The following is a 14,400-nucleotide window of genomic DNA, read 5'->3' on the forward strand; positions in this document are numbered from 1 at the left end:
ACTTCCTTCAGGTGTGGTCGTTGAGTGTAGTGGGTTGTGCCGGCTGGCGCAGGGTGCCGTCGTCGGCGCAGTCACAACGGTGGTATTGGCCGCTGTCGACGTTGTACAGGGTCATGGCGCCGCCCCACACGCAGCCGGTGTCCAGGGCGATGACGCCTGGCTCGTTGACCCGGCCTTCGAGGGCAGCCCAGTGGCCGAAAATGATCTTCACATGCCGCGAGCGGCGGTCCTTGTGGGCAAACCAGGGCTTGTAGCCCTTGGGCGCGGTGCCCAGGCCTTCCTTGCTCTTGAGGTCAAGTTTCCCCTCGGCGGTGCAGAAGCGCATGCGTGTGAAGTAATTGGTAATGACCCGCAGGCGTTCGATGCCGGAGAGGTTCTTGCTCCACTTGTTCGGCTCGTTGCCGTACATGCCGTCGAGGTATAGCTTCAGGCGGCCGTCGTCGCGCAATACTTCTTCCACCTCAGCCGCAAGACCAAGGGCCTGGCCGAGCGTCCACTGCGGCGGGATGCCGGCGTGCGACATGGCGATACCCCTTGCCTCGTCGTAATGCAGCAGTTTTTGCTGGCGCAGCCAGTGGAACAGCTGGTCGGCATCCGGTGCTTCGATGATCTCGCGCAGCGTGTCGCTTTTCCTCAGGCGCTCGACGTTGTACCAGGCGGCCAGCAGGTGCAGGTCATGGTTGCCGAGCACGCACACCAGCGACTGGCGTATCGAATACAGAAAACGCAGGGTTTCCAGTGATTCGGGGCCGCGGTTGACCAGGTCACCGACCAGCCACAGGCGGTCAACGGCCGGGTTGAAACTGACACGTTCCAGCAGGCACTTGAGGGGCTGCAGGCAGCCCTGCAGATCACCGACGGCGTAGGTTGCCATCAGTGCAACGCCCCGGGCACTGCGAGGCGGAAGGGGGCGATCTCGGCGTCGAAGCGCTTACCGTCTTCGGCGAACATCTGATAACTGCCTTGCATGGTGCCCACCCGGGTGGTGATCACCGCACCGCTGCTGTAAGTATGGCTCTGGCCCGGGTCGATGTTGGGCTGTTGGCCCACCACGCCTGAGCCCCGTACTTCCTCGACCTCGCCGTCACCATTGGTGATCAGCCAGTGGCGTGACAGCAGCTTGGCTTTCAGCGAGCCTTTGTTCTGGACGGTGATGGTGTAGGCGAAAGCGAAACGACTGTTTTCCGGGTCGGATTGTTCTTTCAGGTAGCGAGTCACGACGTTGACGTCGATTTGATAGCGGGGGTCGGACATGCAAGGGCCTTGGGCGAGCTGACGCAATAATGCAGTCTAGGCCATTGGGAGGGGGGAGGGCCAGCGGTGTGGGGCTTGTGGTCTTTGTTGTCAGCGCCGGCCTCTTCGCGGGTGAACCCGCTCCCACAGGAATTGCACAGTATTCGAAGGCTGTGGCGTACCTGTGGGAGCGGGTTTACCCGCGAAGAGGCCGGTACAAGCGATATCAGGCTTGCAGATCAGCCAACTGGTCAGCCAGGCGCACAAAGGCCGCCAGGTCCAGCTGTTCGGGACGCAAGCTGCCATCCACGCCGGCTGCCTCGATGGCCGCGCTGTCGAGCAGGCCTTTGAGGGTATTGCGCAGTGTCTTGCGACGCTGGTTGAACGCTTCGCGAACGACGCGCTCCAGCAGCAGGTGGTCCTTGGCCGGGAACGGCAGCACCTCGTGCGGCACCAGGCGCACGATGGCCGAGTCCACTTTTGGCGGCGGGTTGAAGGCACCAGGGCCCACGTTGAACAGGTGCTCGACGCGGCAGTGGTACTGCACCATGATCGACAAGCGCCCCCAGTCACCACCGCCTGGGCCTGCGGCCATGCGCTCGACCACTTCCTTTTGCAGCATGAAGTGCATGTCGCGGATCAGCCCGGCATGGCTGAGCAGATGGAAGATCAGTGGGGTGGAAATGTTGTAGGGCAGGTTGCCTACCACCTTGAGGCTGCGCGGCGGTACGCCCAACTGGTTGAAGTCGAACTTCAGGGCGTCGCCCTGGTGCAGGCGGAAGTTAGTGCGGCCAGCGAACTTGTGCTGCAGGATCGGGACCAGGTCCTTGTCCAGCTCCACCACGTCCAGTTGTGCACCGCTGCCCAGCAGGCCTTCGGTCAGGGCGCCCTGGCCTGGGCCGATTTCCAGCAGGTGTTCGCCGGCCTTGGCGTTGATGGCACGCAGGATGCGGTCGATGATGCCGGCGTCGTGCAGGAAGTTCTGGCCGAAGCGCTTGCGCGCCCGGTGTTGGTATTGCTCGTTCATGGTCGGTTCTCGGCCATCTGGTAGGCGGTTTCCAGCGCGACGCGCAGGCTGCCGGTGTCGACGTTGCCGGTGCCGGCGAGGTCCAGGGCGGTGCCGTGGTCGACCGACGTACGGATGATCGGCAGGCCCAGGGTCACGTTGACTGCAGCGCCGAAGCCTTTGTACTTGAGTACAGGCAGGCCTTGGTCGTGGTACATCGCCAGCACCGCGTCGCAGTGCTCCAGATATTTGGGGGTAAACAGGGTATCGGCCGGCAGCGGCCCGCGCAGGTCCATGCCTTCGGTGCGCAGGCGGGCCAGGGTCGGCTCGATGATGTCGATTTCCTCGCGGCCCAGGTGGCCGCCCTCGCCCGCGTGCGGGTTAAGGCCACATACCAGTATGCGCGGGTTGGCAATGCCGAACTTGTCGCGCATGTCGGCATGCAGGATACGGGTTACACGTTCGACGCGCTCGGCAGTGATGGCGTCGGCAATATCACGCAGCGGCAGGTGGGTGGTCACCAGGGCCACGCGCAGGCCGCGGGTGGCCAGCATCATTACCACCTGCGCGGTGTGGGTCAGCTCGGCAAGGAATTCGGTATGCCCTGAGAAGGCAATACCGCTTTCGTTTATCACGCCCTTGTGCACAGGGGCGGTGATCATCCCGGCAAAATGCCCATCCAGGCAGCCTTGCCCGGCGCGGGACAGGGTTTCCAGCACGAACGCCGCGTTGGCTTTGTCGAGCTGGCCTGGCACCACCGGGGCGGCGAGAGGGGTATCCCACACGTACAGGCTGCCCGCCGGTGCCGGTCGGTCGGGCCATTGACCCGGGACGACTGGCAGCAGGCTGACAGCCAGCCCCAGCTGCGTGGCCCGCTCGGCGAGCAGGTCACGGCTGGTGATGGCGATCAGGGGGTGGGGCTGGGCGTCTGCGGCAAGCAGCAGGCACAGGTCAGGGCCTATGCCGGCCGGCTCGCCGGGGGTGACGGCGAAGCGCAGGGGCTTCACTGGGCGGCCTGGTCAGCGCCAGGCAGCTTGATTTCAACGTAGGCTTCGTCGCGAATCTGGCGCAGCCAGGTTTGCAGCTCTTCGTCGTACTTGCGGTTGCGCAGGACGCTCTGGGCCTGTTGCTCACGTGCCTGTTCGGTGCTGTCGGTGGCGCGGCGGCCCAGCACTTCCAGAACGTGCCAGCCGTACTGGGTCTTGAACGGTTTGGTGACCACGCCTTGCTGGGCGTTGGCCATCTGTTCGCGGAATTCCGGTACCAGGCTGTTCGGGTCTACCCAGTTGAGGTCGCCGCCGTTGAGCGCCGAACCCGGGTCTTCCGAGAAGCTTTTCGCCAGCTCGCCGAAGTCTTCGCCGTTCTTGATGCGGTCGTACAGGCGCTCGGCCAGTTGCTCGGTGGCCGCTTCGCTGCGGATTTCGCTTGGCTTGATCAGGATGTGGCGTACATGCACTTCGTCACGCAGTACGTTCTCGCTCCCGCCGCGCTTCTCCTCGAGCTTGAGGATGATGAAGCCGTTAGGGATGCGAATAGGCTGGGTAATTTCACCGATCGGCATGCTGCTGAGCATCTTGGCGAAGTCGGGTGGCAGCTGGCCGGCTTTACGCCAGCCCATCTCGCCGCCTTCCAGGGCGTTTTCGCTGGCGGAGTTGGCAATCGCCATCTGGCCGAAGTCGGCGCCCTGGCGCAGCTGCTGGTACACGTCACCCACCTTGCGCGCTGCCTTCTGGATATCATCCGAGCTGGCGGCTTCCGGGGTCGGGATGAGGATGTTGGCCAGGCGGTACTCTTCCGACATCTGCATCTTGCCCATGTCGGAATTGAGGAAGTTTTTCACTTCCTGCTCCGACACCTGAATGCGTTCGGCCACACGGCGCTGACGCACGCGGCTGATGATCATCTCGCGCTTGACCTGCTCGCGAGCGTCATCGAACGACAGGCCGTCACGGGCCAGGGCGGCGCGGAACTGGTCCAGCGACATGCCATTGCGCTGGGCAATGGTGCTGATGGCCTGGTTCAGCTCTTCGTCGGTAATGCGGATGCCGGAGCGCTCGCCGATCTGCAGCTGCAGGTTTTCGACGATCAGGCGTTCCAGTACCTGCTGTTCAAGGGCGCTGGTCGGCGGCACGCCGCCGCCGCGCTTGGCGATGGTTTGCTGTACCTCATGGACGCGTTGGTCCAGCTGGCTTTGCATGACCACGTCGTTGTCGACGATGGCCACCACGCGATCAAGAGGTTGTACCGCGGCATGCACCGCGCCACTCAGCAAAGCGGCGCCCAGCAACACTGGGCGCAGACGATCAATAAGCTTGGTCTTCACGTTCACGGTAACCTTGAATGCCTTGGTCGAGGAAAGATTCGACCTTGTTGCCCACTACGCCACCGAGGCCTTTCAGAACGATCTGAAGGAAGATGCCGTGGTCGCCTTTTTCGTTCTGCGGAAGCGCCTGGCTGAAGTCGTCGTAATCGATCCAGTAACGGTTGATCAGGCGCAGCTTCCAGCAGCAGTTGTCGTACTCGAAACCACCCATGGCTTCCAGGGTGCGGTTGCGGTTGTAGTCATGCTGCCAGCGGGCGATGACGCTCCACTGCGGAACGATCGGCCAGATGACCGAGAAGTCATGCTGCTGGATCTTGTAGTAGTCCTTGATGTAGTTCGGATCGCCGGGGGTGCCGTAGTCACCGCCACCCACTTTCCAGGTACCTGTGGTCGAGTCGAAGGCAATGGTGTCATTACGGTAGCGATAGCCGAGGTTGACCACCTTGTTCGGGTTGTCTTCAGGCTGGTAGTGGAACATCGCGCTGCCCGAGCGGGTGCTGCGGCTGTCCGGGTCCCAGTTGAAGTCCGAATTGAAGCGCCAGTCGCGGTTGAAGTAGTAGTTGTACACCAGTGCATACGGCGACACGTCAGACTGCGAATCTTTGCGGGTGCGGTAGTCGATCCCAGGCAACTGGACCTTGCGGTCCTTGAAGTAGTAAGCCTGGCCAATGCTGAAGTTCTGGCGCTCGAAGCCGTTGTCTTCGATCCAGCGGGTGGTCACACCCAGCGACAGCTTGTTCTCGTCGCCGATGCGGTCGGTGCCACTGAAGCGGTTGTCCCGGAACAGCGAGTCGTAGCTGAACAGGGTTTCGCCCGTATCGAACAGCGGAATGTCCTTCTGGTCCTTGTACGGGACGTTGAGGTAGTACAGGCGCGGCTCGAGGGTCTGCTTGTAATTGGTACCGAACAGCGACGTGTTGCGGTCGAAGTACAGTCCGCTGTCCACGCTAAAGATCGGTACATCGCGATTCACGGAGCTGTCATAGCTGCCGTAGGCGCTTGGGTTCGCGTTCTGCAAGGCGATTGCATCTGCTTTGCCTTTGCTGTCCAGGTCGAGGTCGTACTGGGTATAGGCATACTTCAGCTTGGGTGTGATGAAACCGTAGCTGGCTGTCATCGGGTAGCTGATGGACGGCGCGACGTTCAGCCGTGTTCCGTTGGCACGTTCAATACCCTGGATGTTTTCGTCAAGCCGGCGACCGGCTGCCCCGGCAGAGAAATCCGGGTTGCCATCTTTGTCTCGAACGAAGTCATTCTTCAAGTCACGTTCGAAGCGTGCCGCCTCGGTTTCATAAGCAAAGTTCAACCCACCCGGCTGATAGGGCAGTACACCATTGAAGGTAATCTGCGGCAGGCGATCATAAGGCGTGATCTGCGAAATGGTCGCCGCCTCGTAGGCGTGCACGTTCAACCGCGCGGTGTAGCTGTCGCCGCGGTAGGTCAACGCACCTTGCTGGTCAAGGAAGTCCTTGCTTTCAACGCCGATCTGGTCGGATTCCAGGTCCTGGAAGTAGAACGGGTCGCTGATGTCGGTGTAGTTCACCTCGGTCATCAGGCGCTCGTCCAAACCGCCTTTGTGCTGCCAGTTGACCATCCAGCGCTGTTCTTTGTAGTCAGTCTGGTCTTTGCGGTCGTCGTCTTTGTCGTTCAGGTAGGCGCCGCCGAACTGGCCTTCGCTCGAAGGTGTCAGGTAGCGGAACTCGCCTTCCATCAGCAAGCCGCGTTTGGTCATGTAACGCGGGTACAACGTGGCGTCGTAGTTAGGCGCCAGGTTGAAATAGTACGGCGTGACCAGCATGAAGCCGGTGTCGCTGCTGCTGCTGAACGATGGCGGCAAGAAGCCGGACTGGCGACGGTCGTCGATCGGGAAGTAGATGTACGGTGTATAGAACACCGGGAAATCCTTGACCCGCAGCGTAACGTTGGTCGCGGTACCGAAACCGGTGGCCGGGTTCAGGGTGATGTTGTTGCCCTTCAGCTGCCAGGCGTTGCTGCCCGGTTCGCAGGTGGTGTACGTACCGTCCTTGAGGCGGATGATGGCGTTTTCACCACGCTTGGCATACAGCGCACTGCCGCGGATGTGCGACTTGTGCATCACGTATTCGGCGTTGTCGACCTGGGCTTCGCCGGTGTCGAGCTGGATCTGTGCCTGGTCACCGACCACCAGCGAACCGTTGTCACGAATCTTGACGTTACCCTTGAGCTCGCCACGGTTTTCGGTCTGGTAGAGGTTTGCCTCGTCGGCTTCGGCCTGCATGCTGCCCTGGCGCATCACCACGTCACCGGCGAGGGTAGCAATCTGCTGCTCCTGCTGGTACTTGGACACCTTGGCGTTGATGTAGGTCGGCGACTCGTCCTTCGGCGTGGTATCAGCCATGCCCGGGCGGGTTGGCTCGACATACGCGCCACCGCAGTACGGGCCGGTTTCGGCCAGCTGCGCGGCGGTGAGCTTTTCACGCGGTACCCAGTCCAGGTGGCTGTAGTCTTCGCTGCGCGACTTCAGGCCGCGGCCTTTGGCCTCGGTGACCAGCATCGGCCGGTCTGCGGTGTCGGCTTCGCTCGCGGCTTCTGTGCCGGAGCTGACGGCCGCACCCTCGTGCACCGGGCGCGGTGGCAGGTTGTTGACTGGCGCTTTGGGCTTGCAGTCCCAACCACCGGAGGCGGACACTTGGCAGTCGAATTGTTCGGCTGCCACTGCATATGAGGTGGCCAGAGGTTGCAGGGCCAGCAGACCGCCGGTTACCAGCAACGGAAACTTTCTACGAAACGCGGGGGATTTCAATGCCATCTTATTAGTCCGGGCTTCCTGCGTGCCATCTGCCCGCGTGTGGGGCCGCACGCCTCTCGATGGTCTGAAAAAGATGCTGGATAATAAAGCATGACCCGCTTGACGGCTAGGGCCGTCGGAGACCCTTGTAATGCCTGAACACGATGTACGCCTGCAACAACTGACGGTCTGGCTCGATGAGCAGCTCAATGATCTTTTCCGGAACAACGCCTGGGGCGAAGTGCCTGCAGGCAGCCTGACCGCCGCCAGCAGTGACGCCAGCTTCCGCCGCTACTTCCGTTGGCAGGGCGCGGGCCATAGCTTCGTGGTCATGGATGCACCCCCGCCGCAGGAAAACTGCCGACCGTTCGTCGCCATCGATCACCTGCTGGCCACCGCTGGTGTACATGTGCCGCTGATCCATGCCCAGGACCTGGAGCGCGGCTTCCTGCTGCTTGGCGATCTGGGTACCGAGACATACCTCGACATTATCAATGCCGACAACGCCGACGGATTGTTCGCCGATGCCATCGTGGCCTTGCTTGCCTTCCAGCGCCTGCCAATGGGCGCGCCGCTGCCCAGCTACGACGATGCCCTGCTGCGCCGTGAAGTCGAGCTGTTCCCCGAGTGGTACGTGGGGCGGGAGCTTGGCGTAGCTTTGAGCGAAGCACAGAAAGCCACCTGGCAGCGCGTCAGCCAGTTGCTGATCGACAGCGCCCTGGCCCAGCCCCAAGTGCTGGTGCACCGCGACTACATGCCGCGCAACCTGATGCAAAGCACCCCCAACCCCGGTGTACTGGACTTCCAGGACGCGGTGTACGGCCCCGTCACCTACGACATCACCTGCCTGTTCAAGGACGCCTTCCTCAGCTGGCCGCAAGCACGGGTCGAAGGCTGGCTGCGAGACTACTGGCAGCGGGCGAAGGCAGCCGGCATACCGGTGCAGGGTGACTTTGAAGCATTCCAGCGTGCCAGCGACCTGATGGGGGTGCAGCGCCACCTGAAGGTCATCGGCATTTTCGCCCGCATTTGCCACCGTGATGGCAAGCCACGCTACCTGGGCGACGTGCCGCGTTTCTTCGCCTATATAGAAGAAGTGATCGGCCGCCGGCCCGAATTGGCGGAGCTGGGTGAGCTGATTGCCGAGTTGCAGGCCGGAGCGCGTGCATGAAGGCAATGATCCTGGCAGCGGGCAAAGGCGAGCGCATGCGCCCGTTGACCCTGCATACCCCCAAACCGCTGATCCCGGTCGCCGGCCAGCCGCTGATCGAGTACCACCTGCACGCCCTGGCCGCGGCGGGCGTTACCGAGGTGGTGATCAACCATGCCTGGCTCGGCCAGCAGATCGAAGACCACCTGGGCGATGGCAGCCGCTTCGGGTTGAGTGTCCGTTATTCACCCGAGGGCGAGCCGCTGGAAACCGGTGGCGGCATCTTCAAGGCCTTGCCATTGCTGGGTGACGCGCCGTTCCTGCTGGTTAACGGCGATGTCTGGAGCGACTACGACTTCAAAGGCCTGCAGGCCCCCTTGCGAGGCCTTGCTCACCTGGTACTGGTCGACAACCCTGGCCATCACGGGCGCGGTGACTTCTGCCTGGTAGGCGAGCAGGTTGTCGATGGTGATGCCGCACCGGGCACGCTGACCTTCAGTGGCCTTTCGGTGCTGCACCCGGCGCTGTTCGACGGTTGTCGGCCGGGTGCCTTCAAGCTGGCGCCGCTGCTGCGTCAGGCCATGGCGCAGGGCAAGGTCACTGGCGAGCACTACCGTGGACACTGGGTAGATGTTGGCACGCCTGAGCGCCTGGCCGAGGCTGAGCGTTTGATTGGCGAGCGCGCCTGACATGTGGTGGCCAGGCACGGTGATTGGAATGGGTGCCGGTTTTGCTGTTGCCAGCATTCCGGGGGCCTTGCTCGGGGGGCTGTTAGGGCAAGCCATGGACCGCCGCCTGCGCTTGCAAGGCTGGGAAGACATGCGCGAACGCCTGGGCGGTCGCTCGGCGTTGCGCGACGACGAGCTGCTGTTCGTGATGCTCGGGCGCCTGGCCAAGTGCGATGGCCGGGTGGTCGAGCAGCATATCCGGCAGGCGCGCCAGGAAATGGTGCGCCTGGACCTGGCCGAAGCGGCCCGGCTCCGCGCGATAGCTGCGTTCAATCGCGGCAAGGCAGGCAAGGACCGGCTGGGCAGCCATTTGCGCCGCATTCGCCAGCAGCCGCATGCGGCTGAAGGCACCCTGCGTGCGTGTTGGCGCATGGTCTGGGCCGATGGCAAGATGGGCAACAAGGAACGTGAGTTGCTGCTGGATTGGGGGCAGAAGCTGGGCCTCAGCCGGCGCCAGGTGCAGGCGATGTCGCTGGAGTACGAGCCGCGCAAGGTAGCCGGAACGGAAGGGGTAGCCATGACCTATGCCGCAGCGTTGCGCTTGCTGGCAGTTGAGGCGGACACGGATGTGGACAAGGTCAAGCAGGCGTATCGCCGGCTGGTCAGCCGGCATCACCCGGACAAGCTGGCGGGTACCGGTGCCAGCGAGGTGCAGGTGCGTGAGGCGACCGAGCGTACCCGTGAGTTGCATCAGGCCTACGCCATGATCCGTAAGCGCCGGGGCCTGTGAAAATGGGGCCGCTGTGCGGCCCATCGCGACACAAGGCCGCTCCCACAAGTTCGCGCAAAGCCCGAGGGGGCGCAGTACTTGTGGGAACGGCCTTGTGTCGCGATGGGGGTGCACGGCACCCCATCGGTTTCAGCTCAACCCTGCGGGCTCATCCACCCCCGCACCCGGCGGAACAACTGCTCCTGTTCCGCAGCCTTGTTCCCCGGCATGGCAATCAACGACAACTGCCGGTACTGGCTGTCCTTCTGCCGCTTGCTGGCTTGCAGACGCTGCGCGGCCGCGTTGCGGTCGCTGCTGCGGGTGACGTAATAGATATCGGCCGTCGGCACCTTCAAGGTCGGCGCCAGGCTTTCCAGGTCATGCTCAACCCGCGCCGGTGTCTGTGCGGCCACCATCACCAGTTTTTGTACCTGGGGTGGCTGCTTCTCGCTCAGATAGCGGGCCGCCCAATACGCACCGCTACCATGGCCGATCAGCACGATGCTGCGAGCGTTGTGTTGCTGGGCGTACGCCACGGCGGCATCCAGGCGGGCGAAGATACGCTCGGCATCTGCAGGGTCCGCCTGCTCGCTGGCCTGTTCGGCGTCAGTGCTTTCTGCCGCATCGGCATCGGCCGCCGTGGCCTGGGCGACGTTGGCATTGGCATCGGCCGGCACGTCCTTGGCCGGGGCGCTTTCGCCTTGGTCTTTCGCAGGCTCGGCAGGCGGGGTGGCCTCGACCCGCGCTTGCGGGCTGTCGGCGAGCAGGTCGGGCAGGCTGACGCTCAGGCTGTGCCAGCCGACATCAGGGAATTTCTGCCGCAGCGGGCCGACCGCATTGGGCCAGTCGGCGGTCTCGCCTGCACCTGGGATGATGATGACGGCCCCTTGCGGGTCGTTGTCGTTAGCCGGTTTCCACAGGGCCAGAAAGCTGTCGGCACCGGCCTGCAGGGTCTGCTGCTCAGCCTTTGGCACCAGCCGCTCCAGCGCCTGGGCATCTTCCTGGCTGCGCTCCAGCAGGGGCGGGCGCGGGGCTTCGGCGGCTGGAGCCTCGGTGGTAGTGGTTTTTTCGGCATCGGCGGCCAAGGCGCCGAGTGGAAGGATCGAGGCCAGGCAGCACATTGCCAGCGTCGTGCGATAAAGTGTGGACATGAGTCAACCCAGGGCCAGAATGATACCGGCAGCCTAATAGTATTTGCCCGTGACGGCCATGCTGCATGGCCGCCTTTGCCAAGACGAGCGTTTAGATGAAGCGAGTACGTCGCCTGTTGGTTATCGGCTGCTTGTGGCTGCCCTTGATTGCATTGGCCAGGCCCGAGGCGGTGCCCACCGTTACGCTGGAGCCTGCGCAGCAGCAGTGGCTGGATGCGCACCGCAACGTGCGCGTCGGCCTGGTGCTGCAGGCACCCTACGCCCAGTTCGACCGGCGCCTGCAGCAACTGTACGGGGCCAACGTAGAACTGGTGAACAGCCTGGCGCAGGCACTGCACCTGGACCTCACCTGGCGCAACTTCAACGACCAGGCCAGCCTTGAACACGCCCTGCAGAGCGGTGAAATCGACTTCGCCCCTGGCCTTACCCAGACGCCGGCCAGCCTGCGCCTATGGTTGTTCAGCGACCCGTACATGCGCGTGCCGCAGCTGGTGGTGGGGCCGCGCACCGGCGCCATGGCGGTGGAGCTGGAAAAGCTTGAAGCCGAGCAGCGGGTGGCCGTGCGCATGCCAAGCCAGCTGGCCGATTACCTGCGCGGCAACTACAGCAACCTCAACCTGCAGGGGGTGCCCAACGAGCGCGAGGCCTTGCAACTGGTGGTGGGTGGCCAGGCCAGTTTTGCGGTGCTGGATGAAGCCCAGCTCAGCCGCTTGTCACGCGAGAGTGAGTTCAGCGAGCTGGCGGTAGTCGGCGATATCGGCCTGCCGCAGCTGCTGCGCATCGGCTCGCGACGCGACTGGCCGCTGCTGGCCGATGTGCTCGAACGTGGCCTGCAGGCGCTGCCGGCGAAAGAGCTGGAGCAGCTGCACCAACGTTGGCTACAGCCGAAATACCCACGCCTGAGTGAGTCGCCGGGCTTCTGGCAGAACCTGGCGTTGCTGTTCGGTTTGTTGCTGTTGTGTGCCTTGGCCACTTTGGTGTGGCAACGCCGGCAGCAGCGCCAGCTGGAGCGCAGCCTGCTGGCCACGCGGGAAAGCCTGGCGGAGCGACAGGTGCGTGAAGAGGCCTTGCGCCTGAGCCAGTTCGCCATCGACCAGAGCACGGTGGGCATCCTCTGGGTCAACTGGGACAGCCACGTACGCTACGCCAACCATGCCGCCGAGCGCATGCTGGGTTATGGCGACGGCGAGCTGCTGGAGCGGCCGCTGAGCGCCTTTGAGCCAAGCCTGACCATGGACCGTTGGCTGGAGTTGTGGAAAGGCGCTCGCACGGGGGAGGGCGGTGTCGGCCAGTTCGAGGCGCAGTGCCGGCGGGCCGACCACAGCCTGTTGCCGGTCGAGCTGTCCCTGAGCTTTCTGCGCTTTCGTGATTCCGAATATCTGGTGGTCTACCTTGCCGATGTCACCGAGCGCCACCGCGCCCTGGCGGCACTGCGAGAAAGCGAGGCGCGGCTCAAGGGCATTGCCGGCAACGTGCCGGGGCTGGTGTTTCGCCTTGAGCGTGACCCGGGCGAGGGCGAGCTGGAATTCCCCTACATCAGTGAGGGCAGCGAGGCGCTGGTGGGGTATGCGCCGGCCGAGATCCAGCACCCACAGATGGGCCTGCGCAACCTGGTTCACCCCGAAGACCGCGCCGATTACCACCGCGTCCAGGACCTGGCCTTGGCCAGCGACCAGGACTGGTCCTGGCAGGGGCGCATCCTGACTCGCCAGGGTGAACAACGCTGGGCGGACATCAAGGCCAGTACCCGGCGACTGGCCAACGGCCAGGTGGTATGGGACGGTGTGGTATGGGACATCACTCAGGGCAAACGGGCAGAGCTGGCACTGGCCCGTTCCCAGGAACAGTTGCGCGAGCTGTCGGCCCACCTGGAAAGCGTGCGCGAGGAAGAAAAAGCCCGCATCGCCCGGGAAGTGCATGACGAGCTGGGGCAGATGCTGACTGTGCTCAAGCTGGAGGTGTCGATGTGCGAGCTGGCGTTTGCCGAGTTGGACGCCGGCCTGAATGAGCGCCTGGCAAGCATGAAGCGCTTGATCGCCCAGCTGTTCCAGCTGGTACGTGATGTTGCCACTGCCTTGCGTCCGCCGATCCTCGACGCCGGCATTGCTTCGGCCATCGAATGGCAGGCACGGCGCTTCGAAGCCCGCACGCAGATCCCCTGCCTGGTACAAGTGCCGGATAATCTGCCAGCATTGAGCGATGCCAAGGCCACCGGCCTGTTTCGTATCCTGCAGGAGGCGCTGACGAACGTGATGCGTCACGCTCAGGCGCACAGCGTGGAGATCGAACTGGTGCGTGAAGAGGGGCGGCTGCGTATGACGGTCAGCGATGATGGCCGAGGCTTTTGCCGCGAGCAGACCCGGCCCACTTCATTTGGCCTGGTGGGTGTTCGCGAGCGGGTGCTGATGCTGGGGGGCAGCATGGTGCTGGACAGTGAACCAGGCGAAGGCACCAGCCTGAGTGTGGCCATTCCGTTGGAGTAGGAGAGCAATCGTGATTCGAGTACTGGTGGCCGAAGACCACACCATTGTCCGTGAAGGCATCAAGCAGTTGATTGGCCTGGCCAAGGACATGCAGGTGGTAGGGGAGGCCGGGAATGGCGAGCAACTGCTCGAAACCCTGCGCTACACACCGTGCGAGGTGGTGCTGCTGGATATCTCGATGCCAGGTGTGAACGGCCTGGAGGCGATCCCGCGGATCCGTGCATTGCACGATGCCCCGGCAATCCTGATGCTGTCGATGCACGACGAGGCCCAGATGGCGGCGCGGGCGCTTAAAGCCGGTGCAGCGGGCTATGCCACCAAGGACAGTGACCCGGCGCTGCTACTGACTGCAATTCGCCGGGTAGCGGGGGGTGGGCGTTACATCGACCCGTCGCTGGCCGACCGCATGGTGTTCGAAGTGGGCCTGACCGAGTCCCGACCATTGCACACGCTGTTGTCGGAGCGGGAGTTCTCGGTGTTCGAGCGCCTGGCCCAAGGGGCCAACGTCAACGACATTGCCCAGCAGCTGGCGCTGTCGAGCAAGACCATCAGCACCCACAAGGCGCGCTTGATGCAAAAGCTGAAAGTGAACTCGCTGGCGGAGTTGGTGAAGTACGCCATGGAACACAAGCTGGTCTGATTGCGACATCCCCGTGCCCGAAGCTTGCCGAACCCTCCGTGGGAGCGGGCATGCCCGCGAAAGGGCCTGGCCTGCTGATCTCTATGGCTGAGCCGGCCTCTTCGCGGGCATGCCCGCTCCCACAGGTTTAGTGGTTGGCTCGCAAGGGCATTCCAATCCCGCCATCTTTGTAGGGCAATCCCTACAACAAATCTTCCATCCGGATGATGG

General features: G+C 63.4%; 12 protein-coding genes. 5 read left to right on the forward strand and 7 right to left on the reverse strand.

Annotated features, from left to right (window positions below):
* Nucleotides 1–7: 7 nt before the first annotated feature.
* From CKW35_RS19685 to CKW35_RS19710, 6 genes are all read right to left on the reverse strand, one after another.
* Nucleotides 8–874, reverse strand: coding sequence for a symmetrical bis(5'-nucleosyl)-tetraphosphatase (locus tag CKW35_RS19685; RefSeq protein WP_095116677.1), 867 nt, complete (start codon nucleotides 872–874; stop codon nucleotides 8–10).
* Nucleotides 874–1,254, reverse strand: a complete 381-nt coding sequence (apaG, locus tag CKW35_RS19690) for a Co2+/Mg2+ efflux protein ApaG (protein ID WP_016484611.1) — start codon at nucleotides 1,252–1,254, stop codon at nucleotides 874–876. The genes CKW35_RS19685 and apaG overlap by 1 nt, the downstream gene beginning before the upstream one ends.
* 205 nt (nucleotides 1,255–1,459) lie before the next feature.
* Entirely contained in the window at nucleotides 1,460–2,260 is an 801-nt protein-coding gene (rsmA, locus tag CKW35_RS19695) for a 16S rRNA (adenine(1518)-N(6)/adenine(1519)-N(6))-dimethyltransferase RsmA (RefSeq protein WP_095116679.1), read from the reverse strand.
* Nucleotides 2,257–3,246, reverse strand: a complete 990-nt coding sequence (gene pdxA, locus CKW35_RS19700; protein WP_016484613.1) for a 4-hydroxythreonine-4-phosphate dehydrogenase PdxA — start codon at nucleotides 3,244–3,246, stop codon at nucleotides 2,257–2,259. Before pdxA ends, rsmA begins: the two co-directional genes overlap by 4 nt.
* A complete protein-coding gene (surA, locus tag CKW35_RS19705) occupies nucleotides 3,243–4,562 on the reverse strand; it encodes a peptidylprolyl isomerase SurA (RefSeq protein WP_095116681.1) in 1,320 nt (439 codons plus the stop codon). The genes pdxA and surA overlap by 4 nt, the downstream gene beginning before the upstream one ends.
* The gene (locus tag CKW35_RS19710) at nucleotides 4,543–7,350 is read right to left on the reverse strand and encodes an LPS-assembly protein LptD (protein WP_024717956.1); all 2,808 of its coding nucleotides are present in this window, start codon (nucleotides 7,348–7,350) and stop codon (nucleotides 4,543–4,545) included. The genes surA and CKW35_RS19710 overlap by 20 nt, the downstream gene beginning before the upstream one ends.
* 130 nt (nucleotides 7,351–7,480) lie before the next feature.
* Between CKW35_RS19710 and CKW35_RS19715 the strand changes: the two genes are divergently transcribed.
* Genes CKW35_RS19715 through CKW35_RS19725 form a run of 3 tightly spaced genes read left to right on the forward strand, consistent with a single transcriptional unit; the run spans nucleotide 7,481 to nucleotide 9,937 of the window.
* Nucleotides 7,481–8,500, forward strand: a complete 1,020-nt coding sequence (locus CKW35_RS19715; RefSeq protein ID WP_023048201.1) for an aminoglycoside phosphotransferase family protein — start codon at nucleotides 7,481–7,483, stop codon at nucleotides 8,498–8,500.
* Nucleotides 8,497–9,168, forward strand: coding sequence for an N-acetylmuramate alpha-1-phosphate uridylyltransferase MurU (gene murU / locus CKW35_RS19720; protein WP_023048200.1), 672 nt, complete (start codon nucleotides 8,497–8,499; stop codon nucleotides 9,166–9,168). The genes CKW35_RS19715 and murU overlap by 4 nt, the downstream gene beginning before the upstream one ends.
* A 1-nt stretch (nucleotide 9,169) precedes the next feature.
* On the forward strand, nucleotides 9,170–9,937 hold the full coding sequence (locus CKW35_RS19725) for a TerB family tellurite resistance protein (RefSeq protein ID WP_016484618.1): 768 nt from the start codon (nucleotides 9,170–9,172) through the stop codon (nucleotides 9,935–9,937).
* A 134-nt stretch (nucleotides 9,938–10,071) separates the two neighbouring features.
* On the opposite strand, the gene CKW35_RS19730 is transcribed toward CKW35_RS19725, so the two are convergent.
* On the reverse strand, nucleotides 10,072–11,067 hold the full coding sequence (locus tag CKW35_RS19730; protein WP_016484619.1) for an alpha/beta hydrolase family protein: 996 nt from the start codon (nucleotides 11,065–11,067) through the stop codon (nucleotides 10,072–10,074).
* 95 nt (nucleotides 11,068–11,162) lie between these two features.
* Here CKW35_RS19730 and CKW35_RS19735 point away from each other — a divergent pair, with 95 nt between their 5' ends.
* Both CKW35_RS19735 and CKW35_RS19740 read left to right on the forward strand, forming a co-directional pair.
* Nucleotides 11,163–13,550 (forward strand): PAS domain S-box protein, encoded by a 2,388-nt coding sequence (locus tag CKW35_RS19735; RefSeq protein WP_095116684.1) that lies wholly within the window; start codon nucleotides 11,163–11,165, stop codon nucleotides 13,548–13,550.
* A gap of 7 nt (nucleotides 13,551–13,557) precedes the next feature.
* Nucleotides 13,558–14,190, forward strand: coding sequence for a response regulator transcription factor (locus tag CKW35_RS19740; RefSeq protein ID WP_172455960.1), 633 nt, complete (start codon nucleotides 13,558–13,560; stop codon nucleotides 14,188–14,190).
* Nucleotides 14,191–14,400 lie beyond the last annotated feature (210 nt).

It is taken from the genome of Pseudomonas sp. Irchel 3F3, assembly GCF_900187545.1.
Taxonomy (GTDB): Bacteria; Pseudomonadota; Gammaproteobacteria; order Pseudomonadales; family Pseudomonadaceae; genus Aquipseudomonas; species Aquipseudomonas fortuita.

Coding starts and splice junctions, on each gene's coding strand:
- CKW35_RS19685 (WP_095116677.1), bottom strand. CDS start 874: ATGGCAACCTACGCCGTCGGTGATCTGCAGGGCTGCCTGCAGCCCCTC.
- apaG (WP_016484611.1), bottom strand. CDS start 1,254: ATGTCCGACCCCCGCTATCAAATCGACGTCAACGTCGTGACTCGCTAC.
- rsmA (WP_095116679.1), bottom strand. CDS start 2,260: ATGAACGAGCAATACCAACACCGGGCGCGCAAGCGCTTCGGCCAGAAC.
- CKW35_RS19710 (WP_024717956.1), bottom strand. CDS start 7,350: ATGGCATTGAAATCCCCCGCGTTTCGTAGAAAGTTTCCGTTGCTGGTA.
- CKW35_RS19715 (WP_023048201.1), top strand. CDS start 7,481: ATGCCTGAACACGATGTACGCCTGCAACAACTGACGGTCTGGCTCGAT.
- murU (WP_023048200.1), top strand. CDS start 8,497: ATGAAGGCAATGATCCTGGCAGCGGGCAAAGGCGAGCGCATGCGCCCG.
- CKW35_RS19725 (WP_016484618.1), top strand. CDS start 9,170: ATGTGGTGGCCAGGCACGGTGATTGGAATGGGTGCCGGTTTTGCTGTT.
- CKW35_RS19730 (WP_016484619.1), bottom strand. CDS start 11,067: ATGTCCACACTTTATCGCACGACGCTGGCAATGTGCTGCCTGGCCTCG.
- CKW35_RS19735 (WP_095116684.1), top strand. CDS start 11,163: ATGAAGCGAGTACGTCGCCTGTTGGTTATCGGCTGCTTGTGGCTGCCC.